At 42.0% G+C, this 25574-nt stretch carries 20 protein-coding genes and 2 riboswitches; of the genes, 9 read left to right on the top strand and 11 right to left on the bottom strand.

Annotated elements, in window-relative coordinates; genetic code table 11:
• Nucleotides 1–2: 2 nt before the first annotated feature.
• The 7 genes from EGM47_RS04120 to EGM47_RS04090 all read right to left on the bottom strand — a co-directional run bounded on the left by EGM47_RS04120 (nucleotide 3) and on the right by EGM47_RS04090 (nucleotide 8632).
• Nucleotides 3–1112, bottom strand: a complete 1110-nt coding sequence (locus EGM47_RS04120) for an acyloxyacyl hydrolase (protein WP_124979473.1) — start codon at nucleotides 1110–1112, stop codon at nucleotides 3–5.
• An 80-nt stretch (nucleotides 1113–1192) separates the two neighbouring features.
• Nucleotides 1193–2146, bottom strand: a complete 954-nt coding sequence (gene metF / locus EGM47_RS04115) for a methylenetetrahydrofolate reductase [NAD(P)H] (protein ID WP_124979472.1) — start codon at nucleotides 2144–2146, stop codon at nucleotides 1193–1195.
• Nucleotides 2147–2172: 26 nt separating this feature from the next.
• Nucleotides 2173–4845, bottom strand: a complete 2673-nt coding sequence (gene metH / locus EGM47_RS04110) for a methionine synthase (protein ID WP_124979471.1) — start codon at nucleotides 4843–4845, stop codon at nucleotides 2173–2175.
• The gene (locus EGM47_RS04105; protein ID WP_262707050.1) at nucleotides 4835–5860 is read right to left on the bottom strand and encodes a homocysteine S-methyltransferase family protein; all 1026 of its coding nucleotides are present in this window, start codon (nucleotides 5858–5860) and stop codon (nucleotides 4835–4837) included. Before EGM47_RS04105 ends, metH begins: the two co-directional genes overlap by 11 nt.
• 118 nt (nucleotides 5861–5978) lie before the next feature.
• A riboswitch (SAM riboswitch) is annotated at nucleotides 5979–6079 on the bottom strand.
• Between the two features lie 176 nt (nucleotides 6080–6255).
• Entirely contained in the window at nucleotides 6256–6579 is a 324-nt protein-coding gene (locus EGM47_RS04100; protein WP_124979470.1) for a 2Fe-2S iron-sulfur cluster-binding protein, read from the bottom strand.
• The gene (locus tag EGM47_RS04095; RefSeq protein ID WP_124979691.1) at nucleotides 6579–7646 is read right to left on the bottom strand and encodes an NAD(P)/FAD-dependent oxidoreductase; all 1068 of its coding nucleotides are present in this window, start codon (nucleotides 7644–7646) and stop codon (nucleotides 6579–6581) included. The genes EGM47_RS04100 and EGM47_RS04095 overlap by 1 nt, the downstream gene beginning before the upstream one ends.
• A 578-nt stretch (nucleotides 7647–8224) precedes the next feature.
• Nucleotides 8225–8632, bottom strand: a complete 408-nt coding sequence (locus EGM47_RS04090; protein WP_124979469.1) for an RrF2 family transcriptional regulator — start codon at nucleotides 8630–8632, stop codon at nucleotides 8225–8227.
• 343 nt (nucleotides 8633–8975) lie between these two features.
• On the opposite strand from EGM47_RS04090, the gene EGM47_RS04085 reads away from it, so the two are divergent.
• Nucleotides 8976–10181, top strand: coding sequence for a sensor histidine kinase (locus EGM47_RS04085; protein ID WP_124979468.1), 1206 nt, complete (start codon nucleotides 8976–8978; stop codon nucleotides 10179–10181).
• Between the two features lie 127 nt (nucleotides 10182–10308).
• A complete protein-coding gene (locus EGM47_RS04080; protein WP_124979467.1) occupies nucleotides 10309–11541 on the top strand; it encodes a tail fiber domain-containing protein in 1233 nt (410 codons plus the stop codon).
• Between the two features lie 30 nt (nucleotides 11542–11571).
• Here EGM47_RS04080 and EGM47_RS04075 read toward each other — a convergent pair whose 3' ends face one another.
• The 4 genes from EGM47_RS04075 to EGM47_RS04060 all read right to left on the bottom strand — a co-directional run bounded on the left by EGM47_RS04075 (nucleotide 11572) and on the right by EGM47_RS04060 (nucleotide 17014).
• Nucleotides 11572–12657, bottom strand: coding sequence for a homoserine dehydrogenase family protein (locus EGM47_RS04075; protein ID WP_124979466.1), 1086 nt, complete (start codon nucleotides 12655–12657; stop codon nucleotides 11572–11574).
• A gap of 22 nt (nucleotides 12658–12679) precedes the next feature.
• Nucleotides 12680–13696 (bottom strand): alpha/beta fold hydrolase, encoded by a 1017-nt coding sequence (locus tag EGM47_RS04070; RefSeq protein ID WP_124979465.1) that lies wholly within the window; start codon nucleotides 13694–13696, stop codon nucleotides 12680–12682.
• Complete coding sequence (locus EGM47_RS04065) at nucleotides 13697–14986, bottom strand: O-acetylhomoserine aminocarboxypropyltransferase/cysteine synthase family protein (protein ID WP_262707049.1); 1290 nt, start codon at nucleotides 14984–14986, stop codon at nucleotides 13697–13699.
• Nucleotides 14987–15119: 133 nt separating this feature from the next.
• Nucleotides 15120–15243, bottom strand: a riboswitch (SAM riboswitch).
• Nucleotides 15244–15472: 229 nt separating this feature from the next.
• Nucleotides 15473–17014 (bottom strand): hypothetical protein, encoded by a 1542-nt coding sequence (locus EGM47_RS04060; protein ID WP_206052103.1) that lies wholly within the window; start codon nucleotides 17012–17014, stop codon nucleotides 15473–15475.
• A gap of 146 nt (nucleotides 17015–17160) precedes the next feature.
• Here EGM47_RS04060 and EGM47_RS04055 point away from each other — a divergent pair, with 146 nt between their 5' ends.
• From EGM47_RS04055 to EGM47_RS04025, 7 genes are all read left to right on the top strand, one after another.
• Nucleotides 17161–18336, top strand: a complete 1176-nt coding sequence (locus EGM47_RS04055) for a 2-isopropylmalate synthase (protein ID WP_124979463.1) — start codon at nucleotides 17161–17163, stop codon at nucleotides 18334–18336.
• A gap of 75 nt (nucleotides 18337–18411) precedes the next feature.
• The gene (gene leuC / locus EGM47_RS04050; RefSeq protein WP_124979462.1) at nucleotides 18412–19803 is read left to right on the top strand and encodes a 3-isopropylmalate dehydratase large subunit; all 1392 of its coding nucleotides are present in this window, start codon (nucleotides 18412–18414) and stop codon (nucleotides 19801–19803) included.
• Nucleotides 19804–19807: 4 nt separating this feature from the next.
• Nucleotides 19808–20401, top strand: coding sequence for a 3-isopropylmalate dehydratase small subunit (gene leuD, locus EGM47_RS04045; protein WP_124979461.1), 594 nt, complete (start codon nucleotides 19808–19810; stop codon nucleotides 20399–20401).
• Nucleotides 20402–20533: 132 nt separating this feature from the next.
• Nucleotides 20534–21652, top strand: coding sequence for a 3-isopropylmalate dehydrogenase (gene leuB, locus EGM47_RS04040; protein WP_124979460.1), 1119 nt, complete (start codon nucleotides 20534–20536; stop codon nucleotides 21650–21652).
• Nucleotides 21653–22203: 551 nt separating this feature from the next.
• On the top strand, nucleotides 22204–22866 hold the full coding sequence (locus tag EGM47_RS04035) for a hypothetical protein (RefSeq protein WP_124979459.1): 663 nt from the start codon (nucleotides 22204–22206) through the stop codon (nucleotides 22864–22866).
• 700 nt (nucleotides 22867–23566) lie between these two features.
• The gene (locus EGM47_RS04030; RefSeq protein WP_124979458.1) at nucleotides 23567–24142 is read left to right on the top strand and encodes a hypothetical protein; all 576 of its coding nucleotides are present in this window, start codon (nucleotides 23567–23569) and stop codon (nucleotides 24140–24142) included.
• 113 nt (nucleotides 24143–24255) lie between these two features.
• Nucleotides 24256–25116, top strand: coding sequence for a mechanosensitive ion channel family protein (locus EGM47_RS04025; protein ID WP_124979457.1), 861 nt, complete (start codon nucleotides 24256–24258; stop codon nucleotides 25114–25116).
• Nucleotides 25117–25574: the final 458 nt, after the last annotated feature.

Here is a 25574-nt window from a genome sequence, read left to right as displayed (position 1 = left end):
TATTACCTGAATCTATAACCCATGCCAAAACTTACGCCTTCCGCAGCAGCTCCATGAGAATGAACAGTTACACTGGCAAAGACGTTCTCTGTAAGTCGTCTCTGCAGTCCAATACGATTGTAAATTCTGGATTCAAATGGTATGGGCCAGTACACATAGTAGCCCAGCTGAGTGAGCAGGCTGGTTTTCCCAAGGTGCAATTCATGACCAGCAAAGATTCCGACACGCTGGAAGTTTTCGTCACCATCTATTCCTTCCTCGGGAAAGCTATTGGCCAAATAATCCCGGTATTCTTTTAAAAATTCACCTATAAATAATTCTGTCCCTAGCTGCAAGCTGCTTTTGATATTGATGCGTTTATCGGCATAGAAGGAAAAGTCATAAAAGGGAAATTGACCACTACCTCTATAGTCGCTTTCATTGAATCCCATGCGTGCGACTACATTATAATGAATCTTTTCAGTAAAGCTTCTTTTTTCCCAATGCTTGAAGGGTGGGATCGATTGATGGTTCAGGATGTAGTTGAGTCCAGCTTGAAAAAACCAGGTATTGGTAGAATTGTTAGGTGCCCTCACATTGGCATTGGAATAGTGAATAATGCTTGCGCCTGCATGAATTCCCCATCCATTCCATATGTTTTCCTTTCTAAAGATGGCATTGAGGTAGGTGGAACTGGTTATCCTTGTCCCGTAGGCATTATTTCTGGGGTTATCTACCGGATCAAAAGGCTTAGTCGTATAAGCCAACCCCTGTCCGATACGGAACTGAAACATCCGGTCAAAGAAATGAAAATTATAATGTGCGTACAGACTATAAGCCTTTCCCAGGTCGCTGTTTTTCATATCTTGATAGGCACCGCTGATTCCCCAATCTGGAAAACCGTACCGAGATTCCCACTCTTGCTCGCCAAAAGTCTTACGGTTATAACTCAGCAGTACTGCCGTGGGGTGATGGGTGATCAAATGGGCGATATCTGGATTGTGTTCCAAAATTGTTCCATGCATCAAAGAAACATCTAGTGTGGCCACGCGGGGAGGAGATTCTTGGCCCTGGGCGATCAACGCTTTCGCGAAAGCAAAACACAATAAGAGATGCCAGCAGCTTTTTCCCATTTGCCGAAACTAGTATATCTAGATCCAATCCATTCCTAAATCATCCAAAAATCGATAAATGACAAAAAGTAAAGTTAAGACTAGAAAATGGCTTTGGCGATAGCTTCTATATTGTCACTTTTACCCATGCTGTAGAAATGTAGTACAGGGACACCATGTGCCATCAACTCTTTACATTGTGCTATACAGAACTCTACGCCTACTTGACGCACCGCTTTATTGTCCTTACAAGCCTCTACTGCCTGCACCAAATCTTCTGGAAGGTCTAAATGAAAGGTCTGCGGTAATAATTTTAAATGATTTTTGGTAGCCAATGGTTTAATTCCGGGAATGATAGGCACCTCGATTCCCATGTCCCGTGCCTGCTTGACAAACTCAAGGTACTTTTTGTTGTCAAAAAACATTTGTGTGACCACATAATCTGCACCGGCTTCCACCTTTTCCTTTAAACGTCTGAGGTCTGAAGCCATACTAGGAGATTCCTCATGTTTTTCAGGATAACCCGCCACTCCTATGCAAAAATCAACGTCACAGCTAATTTCTATCACATCATGTAGATAAGAGCCCTGATTGAGATCTTGAATCTGTCGCACCAGATCAATCGCATAGGCATGACCATCCTCGGTTTGTTCAAAACGACGTTCTTCTTTCCTGGCATCTCCTCGCAAGGCCATGACATTATCAATACCCAGGTACTGACAGTCCACAAGCAGATATTCTGTCTCCTGTTTGGTAAATCCACCGCAGAGCAAGTGAGGGACGGTATCCACTTGATAGCGGTTTTGAATGGAAGCACAAATTCCCAGCGAACCAGGTCTCATTCTGGTCAGTCGTTTTTCCAAAAGGCCATTGCCTTTGTTGATATAGATATATTCCTCTCGTGAAGTGGTTACATCAATAAAAGGCGGCTTAAATTCCATCAGCGGGTCAATATTGTCATATAACTGCTGGATAGATTTCCCTTTGACAGGCGGTATAATCTCAAAACTAAAGAGCGTAGACTCCGATTGCTTAATATGGTCAATGATTTTCATATAGTCTTAGTAGGTAAAGATCCGTGTTAATCGGCAATGTTGGGGGCCAGCCATTTTAGGGCTTTTTCCATGGCTATTTGTTTACGTTGGGCATATGACGACACCTGGTCCTTCTTGATTTTACCCAACCCAAAATACCTGGCCTCAGGATGAGCAAAATAATAACCTGAAACACTCGCAGCTGGCCACATGGCAAGACTCTCGGTCAAGCGTACGCCAGTATGGGATTCGACATCAAGCAATTCCCAGATGGTTTCCTTTTCCAGATGATCCGGACAGGCGGGATAGCCAGGTGCCGGACGTATTCCGGTATATTGTTCTTTAATAAGAGACTCGTTTTCCAGGTTTTCTTCACTGGCATACCCCCAATACTCTTTTCGTACCTTGAGGTGTAACATTTCGGCATAGGCTTCAGCGAGACGGTCGGCCAGGGCTTTGAGCATGATGGAATTGTAGTCATCGTGCTCGGCTTCAAAGGCTTTTGCTCTTTGCTCAACCCCAAAACCAGTTGTAACGCAAAAGGCACCTATATAATCCTGTTTGCCTGATTCCTTTGGAAGGATGTAATCAGCTAACGCCAGATTGGGTTTACCTTTTGCTTTTTTGGATTGTTGTCGTAAAGTTCTAAACGTATAGGTTTGCTCAGCCTGAACTTCAATATCATCTATTTGAACACTAGCGGCTGGAAACAGTCCAAAAACAGCTTTGGCCTCGAGCCAGTTTTCTTCAATGATCTTAGCCAGCATTTCTTGCGCATCTTTGAAAAGTTCGCGTGCCTGCTCTCCCACCACTTCATCTTCCAAAATATCAGGAAATCTACCGTGCAAATCCCAACTGCGGAAAAACGGTGACCAATCAATAAAGTTGACCAATTCATCCCAATCCACATCAGTGAGTACCTGAATCCCCAACTGATTCGGCATATAAGGGTCATAATCAGCCACATTCAGCTGTAATTTGTTGGCTCTAGCTTGTTCAATGCTTAAGTATTCTTTCTTTCGTGCTCTACCTAAAAAGTCCTTTCTCAGCTTAGCGTATTCTTCTTTTTTCGCTTTCGCGAAAGCGATATGATGATCATTCTCCTGTGGAAGCAATTCTCCTGCGATAGTTACTGCTCGACTCGCGTCATTTACATGTACGACAGTACAATCGTATTCAGGATCAATTTTTACCGCGGTGTGGGCCCGGGAAGTTGTCGCACCACCAATCATGAGTGGCACTTTAAAATTACGCCGATTCATTTCCTTGGCCAGAAAAACCATTTCATCGAGAGACGGTGTGATCAATCCGCTTAAACCAATGATATCCACCTGATGCTCTATGGCGGTATCTAAAATCTTTTCTGGCGGCACCATGACTCCCAAGTCGATGATTTCATAGTTGTTACAGGCCAGTACCACGGATACAATATTCTTTCCAATATCATGCACATCACCTTTGACCGTGGCCATGAGCACCTTACCATTAGTGGAAGCAACACCTTCTTTTTGCGCCTCAATGAATGGAAGTAGATAAGCTACCGCCTTTTTCATCACCCGGGCACTTTTGACCACCTGGGGCAAGAACATCTTACCACTACCGAACAAATCTCCTACCACATTCATCCCGGTCATCAAATGACCCTCGATCACTTCAATGGGTCGGTCCACAGATTGACGGGCTTCTTCCACATCCTGTTGAATATAAGCATCAATTCCCTTCACCAGGGATCTGGTAATGCGATCTTGAAGTGGATCCTGTCGCCAGGAATCATCTTTTTTGGCCACCCTAATATTTTGAGTAACCGACTCCGCATATTCGAGCAGTCGCTCGGTCGCATCATCCCGCTGGTTCAGCAATACATCTTCGACATAAGTGAGCAACACTGGATCGATATCGTCGTAGACCTCTAGGAGGGCAGGATTGACAATTCCCATATTCATTCCTGCCTTAATGGCGTGGTACAAGAAAGCGCTGTGCATGGCTTCCCTTACCTTATTGTTTCCCCTAAAACTAAAGCTCACATTACTCACACCGCCGCTCACACTGCAATAGGGTAGATTCTCTCTGACCCAAGCCGTTCCTCTAATGAAATCCAATGCGTTCAAGCGATGTTCTTCCATACCGGTGGCAACGGGAAAAATATTGAGGTCAAAAATTATATCTTCCGGTGGGAAGTTGATTTTATCTACGAGCAGCCGGTAACTGCGTTCAGCGATTTCGATACGGCGCTCAAAGGTGTCAGCTTGTCCTTTTTCATCAAAGGCCATAATGACTACAGCAGCCCCATAACGTTTGATTTTTTTGGCTTGTTCAAGAAACTCTTCTTCGCCTTCTTTTAGACTAATAGAATTGACTACGGATTTTCCTTGAACGACCTGAAGGCCAGCCTCGATAATTTCCCATTTGGAGGAATCAATCATGATGGGAACTCTGGCTATATCCGGCTCGGCTGCGATCAGATGGAGAAATCTTACCATGGCCTCTTTACCATCAATCAAACCATCATCCATATTGATATCAATGATCTGCGCACCATTTTCCACTTGTTCCCTGGCGATTTCAAGGGCTTCTTCAAAACTTCCCTCCTTAATTAGTCTTAAAAATTTCTTGGACCCAGCAACATTGGTACGCTCACCCACGTTGATAAAATTGCTTTCAGGGGTGATCACTAGTGGTTCTAGACCACTGAGTTTTAATGGTCGGATATTATTTGACATGGACTAGTGGGTTGGTTTTCGGTAGCGGTCTTGGGGAATAGTTTTGGGTAATATTGGCGATGGCCTCGATATGGGCCGGCGAGGTGCCGCAACAACCTCCAATGATGTTGACCAATGATTTTTCCAAATAAGTTTTGATCTGATCAGCCATCTGTTCAGGTGTTTGATCATATTCGCCAAAGGCATTGGGCAAACCTGCGTTGGGATAAGCGCTAATGGCAAAAGTTGATTTGGAGGCAACGGACTCGAGGTAGGGTGTAAGTTGTTGAGCGCCCAAGGCGCAATTAAATCCTACAGACAGCAACGGAATATGCTCAATGGAAATCAAAAAAGCCTCGGCCGTTTGACCACTTAATGTTCTACCCGAAGCATCTGTAATGGTACCACTTACCATCACTGGGATATCTAGGCCCATCTCTTCTTTGAGCTCTTCAATAGCAAAAAGAGCCGCCTTGGCATTTAGTGTATCAAAAACGGTTTCTACCAGTAGAATATCCACTCCTCCTTTGATCAATGCGGCTGCTTGTTGTTTGTAAGCTTGGCGCAATTCATCAAAACTAATGGCGCGATATCCTGGGTCGTTCACATCAGGAGACATACTGGCGGTCTTATTGGTTGGTCCTATTGCACCAGCGACATATCTGGGTTTATTGGGATCTTGTTCTGTGAATTTCTTTGCCACATCGCTAGCGATGCGCGCACTTTGCTCGTTGAGTTCGTCGACCAAGTGTTCCATCTGATAATCTGCCATGGCAATGCTGGTGGCCGAAAAAGTATTGGTTTCGACAATGTCGGCGCCGGCTTTGAAATAGGCTTCGTGCACGCCCGCAATGGCTTCTGGCTGGGTGATGGAAAGCAAATCATTATTTCCTTTCACATCACAAGGATGATCCTTGAATCGGTCGCCTCTAAAATCTGCTTCTTCAAATTTGTGCTTTTGCAACATGGTTCCCATGGCGCCATCCAACACGAGAATGCGTTTCTGGAGGATTTGTTGAATTGATGGTTTTGTCACTTGGTCTGTTTTTAAGTACGGCCAACACTACTGATAAATTTCGAGCTCACCAATGCAGCTATTAGGCTTAATGGAAAGTATGAAAATGAATAAAGAAAGATAAGTAATAGGACTTATGTTGTTATCTGCCCAGCGGACTGGTAGAATGAGGCACCTTCTACTTAAGTAGGGTTGCCAAGGCTTCAACGGGTCTATTCCCTTCACCTTTCTTTATAACAATCAGTATGTGTAAGAACAACGCAAATATGGCGGATGGAATCGAGCTGTGCAAGTTTTTGTATAAAAAGCATGACCTCCCAAATCACATAACATGAATGATTGAGCCTTTTAAGTTAGCTACAAAAAGGCTTTATGGGTCGTCGGTAGGGTATCGTCAAGAATAATTTTAGAGAATTTTAATCTTCTTCCGGAGCCAATTCAACGATCAGACCTTCCAAATCTGCAGAGATCGGGATTTGACATCCCAAGCGAGAATTTTCTTGAACGTTTTGCGCCTCCCATAACATGGCTTCCTCATCATCATTGCGTTCTCCCAGATCGTGATCGCTTATGATGTAGCACTGGCAAGTGGCACACATGGCCATACCGCCGCAAACCGCCTGTACCGGCAGTTCATAAGACTTACAGACTTCCATCAGGTTCATGTTCATGTCTGTAGGTGCGAGGACTTCATGCCTTACCCCTTCTCGGTCAATGATAGTAATGTTTACGTCAGACATTATTTACTCCCAATTTTTTTGACTACTGCTTTTTCGGCCACTTTACGGGATCCGTCAAATCCATCCACGCCGCCTACCGTTGTGTACTTCATGACATAACGTTTGTCGGGATAAATACGCTGATAAGCACTCTGGCACATCAGGGTAGCCTCATGAAATCCACAAAGAATAAGTTTAAGTTTTCCGGGATAGGTATTAACATCTCCAATCGCATAGATACCTGGAATATTGGTTTGGTAGTCCAGACTGTTATTCACCTTGATGGCATTCTTTTCAATTTCCAATCCCCAATCCGCAATGGGACCAAGTTTAGGTGCTAAACCAAATAGAGGAATAAAAGCATCGCATTGAATCTCTTCCATGCGTTTGGCTTCATCGTTGTGTTGTAATAATACCGCCTCCACTTTATCCTCTCCTTGGATTTTTAAGATTTCAGCTGGAGTGATGAGCCTGACCTTTTGCTGATCCACGAGCTCCTGCACTTTTTCGACACTGTCCAAGGCGCCTCTAAATTCTTCCCTGCGGTGAACCAGGGTTACTTCTTTGGCGATGTCGGCCAAGAAGATGGTCCAATCCAGAGCAGAATCTCCACCACCAGCCAATACAACCTTCTTATCACGATAGTCTTCAGGGTTTTTAATCATATAGGACAAGCCTTTATCTTCATAGCGATCAAGGTCGTCAATAGTTGGTTTTCTCGGTTCAAAAGAACCTAGTCCACCCGCAATGGCTACAACTTTGGCGTGGTGCTTTGTTCCCTTCCCTGTGGTCACAATAAAGCTTCCATCTTCTTGTTTTTCTATCGTTTCTGCCCGTTCACCCAAGGTAAAACCAGGCTGAAAAGGAGCGATTTGCTGCATGAGGTTATCGACCAAATCACCCGCTAGGACTTCTGGAAACCCAGGGATGTCGTAAATGGGCTTTTTGGGATAGAGCTCTGAACACTGCCCACCTGGCTGAGCCAACGCATCGATTAGGTGGCATTTTAACTTCAGCAATCCAGCTTCAAATACGGCAAACAACCCGGTAGGTCCAGCACCAATTATCAAAATATCAGTAGTGATCATTTGTTTCTCCATAGCAAGTTTAAGGCCAATAAATTAGCGAGCGCAAAGGTCGGCAACAGCAAGCGGTAAAACAAATTATATCTCAGGAATGGGATTGGGCAGTCTTACCCATCTCTATAATAGAAGATCGTTTTGATAAGAAATAACCTTACCAACGGACATAAAAAAACCACCTCTATTGATGGTGGCATTTTTGAACGGTCAGCACGCGAACTGTTAAAATAAGAAAACAGCCCATCTTAATATCATAATCAGCTCGCGATATATGACCTATCCAAAACTATTCGTTAAAACTTAACAGGTCAAAGATATATAAATAATTTAATCCTACCAACCAGATAGGTTAATAATGTATTAATAATATTATAAGAAAATTCTTATGTTATCGATAAAAATGATCTCGAATAATAACAATCTGGTATTTTCAAGACAAGAAAGAGAAAATAAATCACTCAATATCAATCGATTGTGATTTTCATTAAAAGAATAGAGGGGACTCCGCTTTCGCGAAAGCGCCAATAAATCACGGAAAACAGTTGACGAATAGGTGGTCAATGATCGATAAATCGGTAAGGCACTTAAGATAAATCGGCCAAGGTTTGGTTTTCCAGCACCTCCAGGGTATTATCCCGAACCAAAATCATGAGCTTGTTTACAGAGCAGGCGTCTTCATCTTTACAGTCCTCGCATTTCTCGTAAAAATTCAGACTCACGCATGGCAACATGGCAATAGGTCCTTCTAGGATGCGGTGGACGGTAGACATTCTTATCTTATCTGGTGTTTGCATCAGGTAATAACCGCCGCCTTTACCTTTGCGACTGCCCAATAAACTGTTCTTTCTGAGTTCCAACAGAATAGCCTCGAGAAATTTATGAGGAATATCTTCTGATTCGGCAATGGTAGCGATGGATACTGGAGTTTTGTTATCTAGGCGTGCAAGATAAGTAAGGGCTTTGATACCGTATTTTGTTTTTCTAGAGAGCATAGGCAAATCTAATTCATTCTACGTTATTATGCACTGCATAAAATATTGGATCAACAATCTCTTCAGTTATCAAATTGGAATACCTTTTAAAATCGTAACGCTGAAAAGATACTTCCATCCATCCATCCATCCAAATTCGGGCAAAAATAATCAGGACAGTAGCTCATTTTTGACAATTACAGTCATTGTAAACAAATTGAAATACAGTTCGTTAACTAAGTATCAAGAGGTTAAACGTTTTATCCTTACCTATTTTTTGATTTGTTCAAAGTTTTTGTACAATATTTAAACTACCTTTGCGTAGGTAAATACTTATAGATTTCCACCTCCTAAATTCAGCCGTATGATGATTGCCCAAAAACCAGTGAATGAATTGGCTAGATTATCGGCCTTGCATCAACTCAACATTCTGGATTCCCTTCCAGAAAAACAATACGACAACATCACTGAATTAGCAGCAGAAATCTGCGGAACAGATACCGCGGTGATCTCTTTGGTAGATAAGGATCGGCAGTGGTTCAAAAGTAAAATAGGGGTGAATTTTTGTGAAACCAACCGGGACATCGGTTTTTGCTCTCATGCGATCATGCAACCCATGTCGATCATGGAAATTACCAATGCCAGAGAAGATCACAGGTTCCAAAACAATCCCCTTGTTCAAAATGTTGAAAATCCAGTCATCTTTTATGCTGGGATGCCAATTCTCAGTCCGGATGGCCATGCTTTGGGTACGTTGTGTGTACTGCATCATAAACCCAAAAAATTGTCAGAACGACAAAAAAGATCCCTTACCCATCTGGCCACACAGGTTCAGGAGCTACTGAAGTTGAGACTGCTCAATCTACAACTAGAAAATTCCAAATCCCAGCTTAAAAAACACAATGATTTGCTTAAAGATTTTGCTGGAACTGTTTCCCATGATATGAAAATGCCTTTGGCCAATTTGATTCTCACTTCAGATATCCTAAATAAAAAGTATGCCGGCACCATCGACAATACCGGTAAAGAATACCTTTCCTATCTTAAAAAATCTTCTATCTCTCTTAGCAATTACATTACCAACATTTTGGAACATTACGAGAGTAGTTCATATGAAATCGATGACCGCAGCAATTTTGATCTGAATGATTTATTGGAAAACATCATCGAACTCATCAATATCAAGCACCATTGTGATATTCATCTGCCAGAGATGAATCATAATATTTATTGCAACCGGGTTGCCTTGGAGCAAATATTTTTGAATCTTATAGGGAACAGCATTAAATACAATGACAAAATTGAAACAGTGATCGATATCGAATTCGAGGAAACTGACTCTCATTATCTATTTAAAATCACTGATAATGGTAGAGGTATTCCCGAGGATCAATTGGACCGAATTTTTGAATTGTTTTCTACACTAGGTGAATACGATCGCGAAGGTTATAAAGGACACGGGATCGGACTTTCTACTGTCCAGAAGCTCGTCAATACCCTAGGGGGAGTTATTAATGTACATTCAGAACTGGGTAAATTCACCTGTTTTAGTTTCAATCTGGCCAAATAAATCGCGTAGAGTCCCCGCTTTCGCGAAAGCAAATCACCTGTTTCTATTCCTAGGTTTATTATCGAATTTAACGCACATTTAACAACCGTGCGGCAGCCATATATCGTATATCAATAAAAATAGATATATGAAACCAATCTTACTTTTCGTGCTTTTCTTTACCGTCTTCTCCTCTGCCCAAGTAGGTATTGGTACAGACGTACCAGCCGAAAGCAGTATCCTTCATATCACGACCAGCCTGGGCGATAAAGGATTACTGTTGCCCAGGGTGAATATCGCCAACTTGAATGATCAAGCACCCATCACTGGAAACATGGAGGAAAGTCTTCTGGTTTATAATGTCAATACAGGGACAGGAAAAGGATTTCACTTTTGGAATGGAACTATGTGGGAGCCGCTTTTGACACCTACGACCGCCGCCAATCAGGGAGGCAGCGATGAGTTCTGGAAGATTTCTGGGAACGCTGGAACCACCGCTGGTACAGACCCCTCCAGTAATTTTTTAGGTACCACAGATAATGTGGACCTGGTCTTGGCCACGAATTCCACGCAGCGCATGTTTTTTGATACCAGCGGACAAGTTGGGATAGGTGCTGGAGCACCAGATCAGCAATTACATTTACAGACCACGGCCAATGGACAAGGATTAAGAATTCAGAGAGGAAACGATTTTTCTGAGTTCACTCAAACAGACAACATTTTACGTATAAGGAATTCTGATGTCAATGGGCTATTGGTTTATAGATTCAATGGAAGCGATAAATTGGTAGTGGACCAAAACAGGATGTATCCAGTTGTCAATGCTACTGACAATGTAAGCACTACTGGTTATGATCTTGGGATATTTAGCAGACATTTCAGAAGGGTTTACACCCAAGGTATACATACCAATGACAATGCGACCGACGGAGGACTACGTATTAACATCGGTAGTGGCGGTAATACGACTGCAGATTATATGTTCAGTGATTTTGCGCATTTTCCCGTAGCAGACGGCGTTAAAAATTTAGGTCAAAGTGCAAATTCTTGGAACGAACTCTACTATAGAAATGCATTCAGAACATCTGACCGCAGAAAAAAAAGTAATATCCAAAAACTTAGCACAGGTTTAGAAACCATTAAAGGCCTGCAGACTTATCAATACACCTATACACAGGATCCAAAACAACGTCAGCAATTTGGGTTTATCGCCCAAGAGCTACAGGAATCCATTCCCAGTATCGTAAAGGTAGGCGAAGACATGGACAAATCCCTGGCTGTAGATTATGAACAACTGATTCCAGTGTTGGTCAAAGCGGTACAGGAGCAACAGTTGGAAATTGAAGCGTTAAAGAAACGATTGGCAGAACTTTCAGAATAAAAGTCCTGCCGATCTATTTTTATTGTAACGTTAAACTTCTATAAGTTTTTGACAATTGGTCTTGGCGACCTTTATTACATCAGACAGCAGACCACGCGCCGTAACCAATTTGCCCGCACCAGCTCCCTTGATCACCAATGGTTGTGCCGCATAACTTTCTGAATAGATCTCAAAAAAACCATCGCTTCCCTGCAATTGCCCGGCAGGACTATCCCTGTCCACCGCTTTTAACCGCACCTGCAACTTGGCATTTTGAACGTCTAGTTCTCCTAGATGACGAAGGACTTGATGAGGCTTTAATTCACGCTTACGTTGTTCGAGCAGCGGATCTAAGGCTGTGATTTTGGTTAGAAATTGGTTGAGACTGGCCGATTTTAAGTCAGGAATGATCAGGTCTTCTACTTCAATATCTTCCAATTCCAATTTTAATCCGGTTTCCCTAGCCAGCACCAGCAATTTCCGCGCTACATCATTGCCCGCAAGATCCTCTCTGGGATCAGGCTCGGTGTAACCTTCACTCAAGGCCTCCAGAACTATGCTAGAAAAAGATTGTGATTCTTCTGAAAAACGGTTGAAGATATAACTCAGCGATCCTGAAAAAACGCCATTCACGGTAAAGATTTCTTCACCACAGGCAACGAGATCGGCAATACTTTGCACGATAGGAAGACCAGCTCCTACATTGGTCTCATAAGCAAAACTGCGTTGATGTTGTCGAGCCAGCATTCTCAACTGGTCATAAAAATTTTGTCCTAAGGTATTGGCTATCTTATTGGCTGTCACCACATGAAATCCATGTTGGATCAACTCCGGATAACAAAGAGACAAAGCTTGACTAGCCGTGGCATCAACGGCAATTTTTTCTTGGTCATCAACCCGAGAAAATTGATAAAAGCTATCGGCTTCTCGCGTTTTTCCTTCCAGGGCAAAGTCGTTCCGCCAGTGCTGATCTATACCCTCTGGCTTGAACAGCACTTTGGTCGAATTGGCCAGGGCCACGATACGCAAATCTATATGCTGGTTCCGTTTAAAATAGGTTTGGGCATCTAGCACCTGTTTAATCAAGGTACTGCCCACGTTACCTATACCGAATAGGTAAATATGTATTTGTTTCATTAGTTAAATTTTGGATAGATCATTAGACCGATATACATTTTCGGTCCGTTGTCTGTTGTGCCGGGCATCCTGTGAGGCCACGGCGTTCAAAAATAGCAGCCAATATCTCGGCTACCTGATCATGCTCGATTAAAAAGGCATCATGCCCATGTACCGAAGCAATCTCGTGGTATTCCACCCGACCCGTACTCTTGAGTAATTCATAGGTATCCCGATCTTCAGCCGCTACAAAAAGTCCATCTGTGTCAATAGCGATCATCTCAATGGCTGTTTCAGATGTCGCAATGGCTTGTTTGAGATCCTGTGCATATTCACCAGCCGCATCTGCCGATGACAGCAAGTGATTCATCAATCGGTAGGCAGGCAAGGAAAATCTGCTTTTTAATTCTCTACCATGATGATCGAGCCAGCCCGTAACTTTAAAGGCTGATGAATCTCGACGACGAGCAAATTTTTCTTTGAGTCCGATGGGTGACCGATAAAAGGTCATGGCATGTTTACGAGCTACGGCAACTGGCGAATTCGACGTACGTAGAATCTCTTCCTGGATGTGACAGCAAGCTACTACCCAGTCGCTGGCTTTCCAATCGGCCGCTATAGGGACAATGGTTCCCAATAAACCAGGTTGCTGGACCAGTAATTCCCAAAGCAATGCACCTCCAATGCTCCCTCCTATTCCCAATTCAATATAATCGATACCCAATTGTTGTATCGCTTTCGCAAAAGCGGAGGCCACATCAGCCAGACACCAGTCTTTGTAATTAAAAACCAAATGGTCAACAATACCATCATGACCGTTGCCAGGAATATCAAAACACAACACTGTATATTGATCCGTATCAATCAATTTACCTGCTCCGACCAATTCAGGCCACCACTCGCCTACCGAAGAATTCCCGGTCAGCGCATGTGTCACCAGGATAATGGGCGCACTGTGTAAGCTGCGCCCACTGACCTGATAACTGAGGTTCAAATCCTGCCTGACTCCAGACTTCAGCTGGAAATCAGTCAATGTGATATGTTCTAATTTCTTGGACATTTAAACGGTCGCCTTGGCATAAATGCTGGCAAAAGCTTGTTCCAGATCTTGGATCAGATCCTCGACATTTTCTAATCCCACACTTAGCCTGATCAAATCCTTGGTGACTCCGGTACTGAGCTGGTCTTCATCCTTAAGTTGCTGGTGCGTGGTACTGGCTGGGTGAATAATCAGGGATTTACTGTCACCGATATTGGCGAGCAGCGAAAATACTTGCGCCTGATCCACTACCTTTTTGGCCGATTCATAGCCACCCTTGACCCCAAAAGTTACGATACCGCTTTGACCTTTAGGCAAGTATTCTTGGGCCAGGTTGAAGTATTCATTGTCTTTCAGTCCAGGGTAGTTGACCCAGGCGACTTCGGATTGGTCCTGTAACCACTCTGCCAATTTCAGGGCATTTTGGGAATGTTTTTCAATTCGCAGTTGCAAGGTTTCCAATCCCTGGATGATCTGCCAGGCATTAAAAGGTGAAATAGCACCTCCCAGATCACGGAGTCCCTCAATACGCACCTTGGCGATAAAAGCTGCTGCTTCCAGGGCTTCACTGTAAACCAAACCGTGGTAACCTGGACTAGGTTCAGTGAATTCCGGAAATTTTCCATTGGTCCAGTCAAAGGTTCCCGCATCAATGATTACACCTCCCAAAGCCGTTCCGTTTCCATTGATGTATTTGGTCAGGGAATGGATCACGATATTGGCTCCGTGTTCAATAGGATTGAGCAAATAAGGGGTAGCTACCGTATTGTCGACAATTAAAGGAATACGAGCTGATTTGGCTTGTGCACTAATCTTTTTCAGATCAAGTACATCCAATTTTGGGTTCCCCAAGGACTCGACAAATACAGCTCGGGTATTTTCTTGTACCGCTTTCGCGAAAGCGTCATCATCATTGGGATTGACAAAAGTAGTAGTGATCCCTAAACGCGGTAGGGTGACCGACAGCAAATTGTAGGTACCGCCGTAAAGCGAGTTGCTGGCTACAATGTGGTCGCCTGCGCGCAATAGCGTCAATAAAGTGGTGGAGATCGCACTTGTTCCTGAGGCGGTAGCTACTGCGGCAATTCCTCCCTCTAGTGCGGCCAATCGCTGTTCCAGCACATCTACCGTAGGATTGTTGATACGGGTGTAAATAAAACCAGGCTCGGCCAGAGAAAATAAATTGGCAGCGTGATCACTGTTGTTGAACACATAACTGGTGGATTGATACAATGGAACGGCACGTGTACCGCCATTGTTCTTAACATCATGACCTGCATGAAGGGCTTGGGTTGAAAACTGTTGTGACATAATAGTTTCTTTTAAAAATTAAAAAATTATTGAATGCCCAGAACCAATGAGAAATAGGAATTCCCTTTCCGTAAATGCTACGGAATGGAAAATCAAAAAAGAAACTTGTGGTAGAATAACCTACATTTTGTTTGCATCATCTTGTCCACCCTAATAGGCGTGGCAGAAATTAGCACCTTCTTCATTTTATTGTCGACTTAAATGAAGGGTTGCTAAGGAGTCGATGGGTCTGTTCCCTCGTCCTTTCTTGATAATTTCAGTATGGTTATGAACGTGAGTGTAAAGATTCAAAAATATAATCGGAATATCCAAATTATTGACGACATTTTTTGTCTATAAAATTAGTAGGGTAAAGATAATTAATAGATATAACTCTGTTTATCAGTCGTTTAAATAATGTAATATTTTTTCTTCGGGTGTAGTCCAGGACTTCATCTACTTGTAGAATATTGTCGCTTCAGAATGATATTTTGACAAGAATTGATCTTATTGTGCCAGGAATTTGTCCCGTATGACCTGATCCACTGGTTTGTTGTAGACTTTGCTTTCCAACCAAGAAATGATATCCAGATATAAAAAGGCCCTACGTTCATAGGGGTGATCCTCATAGACCCGCAATGTTTCCAACAGTTCCCTGAACGCATTTTTTAAGTCATGCGGATAAATATCCTGCAAGCCACGGATAAATTTGATCATCTCTTTTTGAACTGCATAAAGATCATTCATTTTAATCAGGAACTTATAGACCTCACGCAGGTGTTGGTCCAGGTGCTCATCCTGCCCTGCTTCATAATGCGCGATCAAGCTCAGGATACGGGAGAAACAAAGTAAATCCTCGCGAACGGTCAATGATTTGTTACCCGTGATCTTATCGAGATAGTGCACGGTTTCGGCATAGTTGCCTGACCCAAAATGCATACTGGCAAACTTGTAGTAAAATACCATTTCATGATGCTCATCGATACGATCGGTATATGCTGGCAATTGTTTTTCGATTTTGGGAATCAGCCCCAATCCCAGTTTGAAACTACCGTCAATAAAATGGGCATTGATCCGATTGAGGTTGATATAGAGAAAGCCCAGTGCTTCAATATTCTCATCTTTCGGAAAACTGTTGGATGCAGTGATTTGCTCAAACTGTTGCAAGCGCTGGTCAAACTTTACTTTTTGCTTGAGAAAAAACAAGGCCTCGAGCAGGTAATTGTTTCCTTTGAGAAAAAATACCGGATTGAGTTGAATCATATGTTGATGTTCCTCAAAAAGCTCCACCCATTTTAAGGCATATTTGTAGCAATTCAGGAAATCCTGCATTAAAAAGCTATACCATAAATAGGCCTTGTATAACCAAAGTTTCTCCCTAAAACCCAATTGTCGCAAGTCATAGTTGGGCAGACGTGCAGAAAAGTATTCGGTAATGCGTTTGCTTTGCTCTTCGTCTTTGACATAACCCGTCTTGAGCAAGATATTGTAAAGCTGCAGCGACAAATTAGACAATTTGGAAGCAATTACATTGGCGGCGCTCAGTTCCTTGGCTTGTATACAGAGCTCATCTGCACGAGTGCTGATACTGCGGGTGATGTACTGGCTTTCGATCACCTTTTCCAGTTCGACAATCTCAAAAGCCAGGTTTTTCTCCTCGTGAGAAACGGCCAGTTCCTTGGCTTTATCCAGAATCCGCAGACTTTGTTTGTATAGGCCTTTGTGATAAAGGATGGAAGCAAAATCCATTTGTTCTCGGATTTGCGAGCGTATGTTTTGGTGGGCCGGGTTAAGTTTAAGGCTCACCAGGATTTGACGGTACAAATGCATCTTGACATTGGCCAATTGTTTTTTGGTGACCTCGGTAGATTGAAGGATGTCTCGCTCGTTGTAGGATTTGGCCTTATTGAGCACATCAAAAAGTGACAGGAATTTACTGTGGTGATTGACGTCCAGCCTACCCACATAGAGTTTGAACTGCCTTTTTTCTGACTTCGTCAGGGACTTGATCAAGGTAAAAAGCATATCGTTTTGACCTTTAGTTATCATGCCAAGATTGTTATAGTTGTTTAATTATCAGTTCGTTAAAAAATTATTTCCCGTTTGAACATCGTATATACAACTGGCTTTTACCCAACGGAATAAGCTGGTAAATATAACTTAGTCTTTGGTAAAAACCCTAAACCTGCAATAGTATGGCGATCCAAAACATACAGATCTTTGATACCACCCTTAGGGATGGTGAGCAAGTTCCCGGATGCAAATTAAACACCGAGCAAAAAATAAAGATCGCACGTCAACTGGACCAGTTAGGCGTCGATGTGATAGAAGCTGGTTTTCCAGTGTCCAGTCCTGGAGATTTTGAATCGGTGGATGCCATTTCAAGGATTGTCAAAAACGCCAGTGTATGTGGTCTGACCAGGGCGGTAGAAAAAGACATCAAAACCGCGGCTCAGGCCTTAGAAAAAGCAGTCAAACCTAGAATTCATACAGGGATAGGCACCTCAGACTCGCATATAAAGTTTAAGTTCAATTCGGATCGGGAAAGTATTGTCCAACGGGCTTATGATGCGGTCAAATACGCCAAATCCTTTGTAGAAGATGTGGAATTTTATGCCGAAGATGCTGGACGTACTGATAATGCTTATTTAGCCCGGGTCTGTGAAGCTGCGATTAAAGCTGGTGCAACCGTACTGAACATTCCAGATACGACAGGATATTGCCTTCCAGCAGAATATGGGGCCAAAATCAAATACCTCAAAGAACACGTAAAAGGCATCGACAAAGCTATTCTTTCCGTCCACTGCCACAATGATTTAGGGTTGGCTACCGCTAACTCTATCGAAGGTGTCATTAACGGTGCTCGACAAATTGAATGTACCATCAATGGTATTGGAGAACGTGCGGGAAACACCGCACTCGAAGAAGTAGTCATGATTTTGAGACAACATCCCAGTTTGAACATGGATACGCGCATCGATAGTACCATGCTCTATGGAATGAGTCAGCTGGTAAGTGAGCATATGGGAATACGTACCCAACCCAACAAAGCTATCGTAGGTGCCAACGCCTTTGCTCATAGTTCGGGAATCCACCAGGACGGAGTGATCAAAAATCGAGAGACCTATGAGATTATAGATCCCAAAGAAGTTGGAGTAACCGAGTCGGCTATTGTGCTTACCGCCAGATCCGGACGGGCTGCACTCGCCTATCGGGCTAAACAGGTAGGCTACGAATTGACCAAATTGCAATTGGATCAGGTATATCAGCAATTTTTGGATTATGCAGATCGCCATAAAGAAGTGCACGATCAGGACATCCATATCATCGTAGAAAACAGTCATTTGTACAGAGAAATTATATCGGCTTAAAATTGAAAGACTGGTGCTGAATGTTGAGAAACAAGTGTAAATAGTGCTGGATGAAAAGAAAATTGAGAAAGATTTATGAAGAAAACATTATTTGATAAGGTCTGGGATGCACATGTGGTAGAATCCATTCCGGATGGCCCACAGGTGCTATATATTGACAAACACCTGATCCATGAAGTTACGAGTCCGCAGGCATTCCAGGAATTGGAAAACCGCGGTATTCCTGTTTTTAGACCCGACCAGATCGTCGCCACAGCCGACCACAATACGCCTACCCAAAACCAACACTTACCGGTCAAGGATGCCTTGTCCAGACAACAATTACAACAGCTCACCGAAAATTGCGAAAAGTACGGTATTACTCTTTATGGTTTGGGCCACCCCTATAATGGTATCGTTCATGTGATGGCACCAGAATTGGGTATCACCCAGCCAGGAATGAGCATTGTATGCGGTGACAGCCACACCTCTACCCATGGAGCTTTTGGCGCTATTGCCTTTGGCATAGGTACAAGCCAGGTCGCTCAGGTTTTTGCCAGTCAATGCCTATTACTCAGCAAACCTAAAAGTTTGCGGATCAGCGTTCGCGGCAAATTAAAAAAAGGAGTTCTGCCTAAGGATGTTATTCTGTATATCATTTCGCAAGTAGGTACCAATGCCGGCACTGGTTATTTCTGCGAATATGCTGGCGAGGTATTTGAAAATATGTCCATGGAAGGACGTATGACCGTTTGCAACATGAGCATTGAGATGGGCGCTCGAGGCGGAATGATCGCACCTGACCAGACCACTTATGATTATCTAGAAGGAAAACAATTTGCTCCTACTGGTGCCGACTGGGATAAAAAACTGGAGTATTGGAAAAGTCTGCCGACGGATCAGGGCGCCAAATTTGACAAAGAATATGAATTTGACGCCCAGGATATTGAGCCCATGCTTACCTATGGTACCAATCCAGGCATGGGAATTAAAATCAGTGAACCTATTCCTGTAGCTTCTAATACATCCTTTGAAAAATCACTCCAATACATGAATTTTAAACAAGGTAGCTCCTTACTGGATCAACCTATAGATTATGTATTTATCGGTAGTTGTACCAACTCGCGTATTGAAGATTTCAGGGCAGCCGCCAGTTATATTAAGGGAAAACAAAAAGCCCCACAAGTAACCGCATGGTTAGTTCCTGGCAGTAAACAGGTAGAAGCACAAATTGAGCAGGAAGGCTTAAAACAGATTTTTGAAGAAGCTGGTTTTGAATTGCGTCAACCCGGCTGCAGCGCCTGTTTGGCCATGAACGAAGACAAAATTCCCGCCGGCGCCTACTGTGTTTCTACTTCCAATCGAAATTTTGAAGGCCGTCAAGGTCCCGGAAGTCGTACTATTTTGGCGAGCCCGCTGATGGCCGCAGCGGTGGCAGTTGAAGGAAGAATTGTAGACATTACAGAACGGGTACCACAAGCATTATAACACTATGGAAAAATTTGAGCGATTGACATCCAGAGCGATCCCACTGCCGATTGAAAATATTGATACCGACCAGATCATTCCGGCGCGTTTTTTAAAGGCGACCACCCGTGCAGGTTTTGGCGATAACGCTTTTAGGGACTGGAGATTTGACAAGGAGGGAAAACCCGTAAAGGACTTTGTATTAAACGATCCCACCTACCAAGGCGAGATTTTGGTGGCAGGGAATAACTTCGGTTGTGGATCCAGTAGAGAACACGCAGCCTGGGCCTTGGCAGATTATGGTTTTAAGGTAATTGTCAGCAGTTTTTTTGCAGATATATTCAAAGGAAATGCCCTGAACAACGGACTGCTGCCCGTACAAGTAACGCCTGACTTTTTAAAAGTACTGATGGACACGATCCAGCGCCAACCTGACATCCGATTGGTTGTAGATCTTGAACAACAACATATCAAGGTAGAAGGCACCTCATTTAAGGAAGATTTTGACATTGATGTGTATAAAAAGACCTGTATGCTCAATGGATATGACGATATAGATTATTTATTAAGCAAAAAAGAAAAGATTGCTGCTTTTGAAAAGGCAGGAAGTAAGCTATGATGCTCTTGCGATAGCGATTGCAGTGGCATCTCCCGATGGAAATCGGGAATATAACGGAAAGCGCGGTTCTCTGGCTGTGGGCAGCCAGGGAAATCGCCCAGAAAACAAAAATCAACTTAGCACCACAAGTTTATGAAATTAGAGATTGCTGTATTGCCAGGCGACGGGATTGGGCCTGAAGTGACGGCCGAGTCCATCAAGGTATTGAAGGCGATTGCCTTGGAATTTGACCACAATTTTATTTTTACCCATGCGCCAGTTGGAGCTACGGCTATTGATTCGCACAATGATCCCTTGCCGGAAGAAAGTCTTTCATTGTGCCGACAAACAGACGCCATATTATTTGGTGCCATTGGACACCCTAAATACGACAACGACCCTAATGCTGCGGTACGACCGGAACAGGGGTTGTTAAAGCTGCGTAAGGAATTGGGGTTGTATGCCAATATACGCCCGGTACAGGCCTATGATGCCTTACTGGAACAATCGCCTTTAAAAAAGGAGCGGATTGCCGGGACCGACATCTCAATTTTTAGGGAGTTGACTGGCGGAATTTATTTTGGCGAAAAGCATTTGAGTGAAGATGGCCAACAGGCCTCGGATCTATGTGCGTACAGCGTAGAAGAAATCGAACGCATTACCCGAAAGGCTTTTGAGGCAGCGCAACACAGACGTAAAAAAGTGACGCTGGTAGACAAAGCCAATGTGCTGGAGACCTCCCGGTTGTGGAGACGTGTCGTCAAGGATATTGCGACCGATTATCCTGAGGTGGAGTTGGACTTTTTGTTTGTGGACAATGCCGCTATGCAATTGATTTTGCGACCCACTCAATTTGATGTGGTGCTGACCGAAAATCTTTTTGGCGATGTGATCAGCGATGAAGCCAGTGTGATCGGCGGATCCATCGGATTGCTAGCTTCGGCCTCTGTAGGAGATCGACATGCGATGTTTGAGCCTATCCACGGTTCGTTTCCAGAGGGCGCTGGTAAAGGAATTGCTAATCCGCTGGCCTCTATTTTAAGCGCGGCAATGTTGTTGGAACATTTTGGTTTGTACAGTGAGGCTGGCATGATCAAAACTGCTGTGGATCGATCCCTGGAATTAAAAATAACTACCCCCGACTTGCATCCCGAAAACACACAAATAACCACGTCGAAAGTGGGTGACTTTATTGAAGATTTTATTAGCCATCCTAATGATAGCAATATCAATTTTGCCAATGTGCATTTAGGACAAAGTACCATTATTTAGGAAGCGTTGAATTGGCCTCCCCTTGGGGAACACGTCCTGCCGAACACCTAACCAACCAACCGGCAGGACGGACTACCCGCCTTAGAAACGACCCTTGAACTGAGCACTCTACGGAGTGCTTTTTTTATGTATGGCTTTGTGGAACATCGATCAAAATGCCAGACTATTTTTTGAACAAAGGCTTTCGCGAAAAAAGTGAAACCATTCATGATGTACACTGAATAACACCTACCCAAGCATGCGATGATTCAGAGATCTTTATTAAATATGGGTAGATTTGAGTGGATTTAACGAGTTTTGCGTGATTTGAACCCTCATTTTATATCATGTGGTTTAATGTTTCACTCTGCTGCTCCTTATACAGTGTGCGGAAAGCAACCCAGCAGCAAAACTTGATCCGACTTGAGAACCATGCCAATTCTAGTCTTAATAATAATCTACGAAAACAAAACAATACTAAATCGACAAATTCGCGTTCCCTACACAGCCAACTCGCGATAAAGAACAATGTTGTGAGACATTTCAATCAACTGCCAAAAGCTAAATACACAATGAAAAATATTTTATTCCTGTTGCCCATTCTTATACTGATATTTCTAGGTTTTAAAAAACCGGGTAAAGAACCATCTGATTTCATTCCGAAAGGATATACTGAATTTGACAAGGTTTTTGGAGACCTCAATAAAGACGGGTTGGAGGATTGTGTTTTAATCATCAAAGAGACGAATACAGCTAACATCGTCACCAATCGTTTTGACGAAAAAGTGGACAGAAATAGACGTGGAATTATTGTCTTATTTAAAAGTGAGAAAGGTTATCAACTAGCCGATGAAAACTATAACTGCTTTTCATCAGAAAATGAAGATGGCGGAGTTTATTTCCCGCCAGAATTATGGATTAAAATTGAAAACGAAAAGCTTTACATCCATTACGGGCACGGCAGATATGGATATTGGGAATATACCTTCAGATATCAAAACTCAAATTTTGAATTGATTGGGTATGATTCAAGTAGCAATCGTGGACCAATCACACTGACAGAAACAAGTATCAATTTTTTGACAAAAAAGAAACTAATCAAGGAAAACTTAAATAAAAATGCAGCAGGTGAAGACGAAATGTTTAAGGAAACTTGGAGTAATGTTGAAATAAACAACCTAATTACACTGTCTGAAATAAAAGACTTTGATGAGTTAGAAATGATTAAATTTTAAATGACAACTCGTCCAGCACCCTCTAGGTGATTCACCGCCTGAGCGGTCAATATATCTTACTCTCATTTGACCTACCCATCGGAGAAATGAGCGCATTTTTGATTTTGAGTGATCAAACTGACACTGGCTCAACGATGGGGTTCTATTCTCATCTGGTCACCTGCGTTGCTTTGTACTTACCGTATTCATTTAATTTGAGCTTTGTTCATTGTTCTTATGCTATTATTGCTGTTCAGGTGAAGTTGACAAATAGGCAAAGCTTGCCGCTAAAAACCCAATTTACTTCTACGACTCTATGAGATTAGATTTATCTTTAGATGATAAACACCTGAAATAATAGACAAACACAGTCTACATCACCCGATAGTTTTTGGGAATAACCTTTAGACATTTTAGGATTTGACATTAAAACAAAAATGATAGATCTAATAAAACAGAATAAATTTGAAGAACTTGAACAGGAACTCTCGAATTCTGAAAATTCATTTGATATTCATAAATTCCTTTTCAAAGTAATTAAAGGACGAAAAGTTACGATTGACAGAGAAAGTTTTAAAGCTGAAAATATCATGAAGAATATTTTGAAGGTTTAGAGATCTATAAAGCACTTAATGAATCAGAAATTGATGAAGAACAACTTCAAGAATATTCAGACATATTAGTTCAGTTGGCTTTTAAGACTGGTGGATTCACAAAACTTATGGCAGATACCGCTATGAGAAATGGAGTTTATTTATCTGATATTGATATTTATAAAGTGCATTCTGATTTGAGAGCAAAATTCCAAGAATTTATTGATTTGCTTAAAGAAAAGAATGATCTAAAATCAATAGCTAATATTTCTGCTTCAAAAGCTCAAATAACTACCTCAATTGGAAATTTACTAAAGAAGGAAGATATAGGAAAAGATTTATTACAGTTTGCTGAATCTTATGCGAATGTTGGACAAACACAACAAGCTATTCAAATCTACCAAGGAATGTTGAGTGATTTTGAATGTGAATCTGTTAAAAATTCAAGTGGACTTTTCCCTGAAATGACCCAAGTAGACACAAGAACAAAAGCAGAAATCGAAATTTTCAAAAAGGCTAAAGAACAGTACGAACTCCTTTCTGGTTTGAAAGTGCCTGAGGTCAAAAGGGTACATCGAGATGATGACGAGCAGCCAGGAAAACTTGTTAATGAAGTGCATAACAAGGAAAAAGAAATGACTAAGGAAAGAAAGAGCAATGAATCAGGATTTCTTGGGAAACTTAAAAAAGTATTCAAGAAATAATAAGCACAATAAAAACATAAGTATAAGCGACTTATCGTCAACTTTATTCATATTACATTCCTTGTAATTCCTGTCCATAAAGGACATAAAAAATTAAAAACTCTTAAGAAAAAATGATAATAGATTTTGATAGCTTCTTTTTTACTGATTTTAAAATGATAATCATCATCGGAATTATAATTGCGCTAACCATTTTTTTTGCTTTGATTTTTAAGTATTTATCCAAGAAAAAAATAGATTCCTTAGTAAAAACAAAACATGTTGATCCTACAAGCTACCTCTTTGTAACGAACCTTATAACAGCACTTATTTTTATTGTAGGTTTTTCATTTGCTCTGATACAAATTCCTCAAATGAAGACTATAGGTCATTCTTTGTTAGCAGGTGCTGGAATCATATCACTTGTAGCAGGGTTAGCATCGCAACAGGCCTTAAGTAATATCATGAGTGGATTTCTCATTGTGATATTCAAACCATTCAAAATCAACGATAGAATTACATTTAACCAAACTTATACTGGAACTGTCGAAGAAATTAATTTAAGACAAGTGGTTCTTCGGGATTTTGAAAATAATAGGATTGTAGTACCCAACTCAGTTATTAGCTCTAATGTTATTGTCAATACCAACTTAAATGACACGAGAATTTGTAAAATGATTGAAATTGGAATTGGATATAATTCCGACATTGGAAGAGCTTTAAAATTGATGGAAGAAGAGGTTTTAAAACATCCGTTACATATAGATAATAGAACTGCAGCAGATGTAGAAAATAATGTGCCTGAAGTTGTTTCAAGAGTTACCGCATTGGGAAATTCTTCCATTACATTAAAAGTTTGGGCCTATTCGGACAATGCAGCCAATGGATTTATAATGTATTGTGATCTACTGCGCTCAATAAAAGAACGTTTTGACCGAGAAAACATAGAAATCCCCTACAACTACCAGAACATTATTATTAAAGAGACAAAATAAAGGCGCCACCACGACTACGGCTTTTATGAATTGTGTTTTTAAAATTTTCAACGGTGTTATTAATTTTAATCCGTTAATAATGAAATATTTATAGTCTCCAAATAAGGACTAACTTCTCCCTTTTCACAATGGTTTGTGAAGATTTACATACGATGTAACTCGCTCAACACCCTCTAGGTGATTCACCGCCTGAGCGGTCAATATATCTTACTCTCATTTGACCTACCCATCGGAGAAATGAGCGCCTTTTTGATTTTGAGTGATCAAACTGACACTGGCTTAACGATGGGGTTCCATTCTCATCTGTTCACCTGCGTTGCTTTGTACTTACCGTAATCATTTAATTTGAGCTGTGTTCATTGTTCTTATGCTATTATTGCTCTTCAAGTGAAGTTGACAAATAGGCAAAGCTTGCCGCTAAAAACCCAATTTACTTCTACAACTCTGTGAGATTAGAT

Source organism: Nonlabens xiamenensis (assembly GCF_003865345.1).
Classification (GTDB): Bacteria; Bacteroidota; Bacteroidia; order Flavobacteriales; family Flavobacteriaceae; genus Nonlabens; species Nonlabens xiamenensis.
This window is presented reverse-complemented; position numbering and strand designations above follow the sequence as displayed.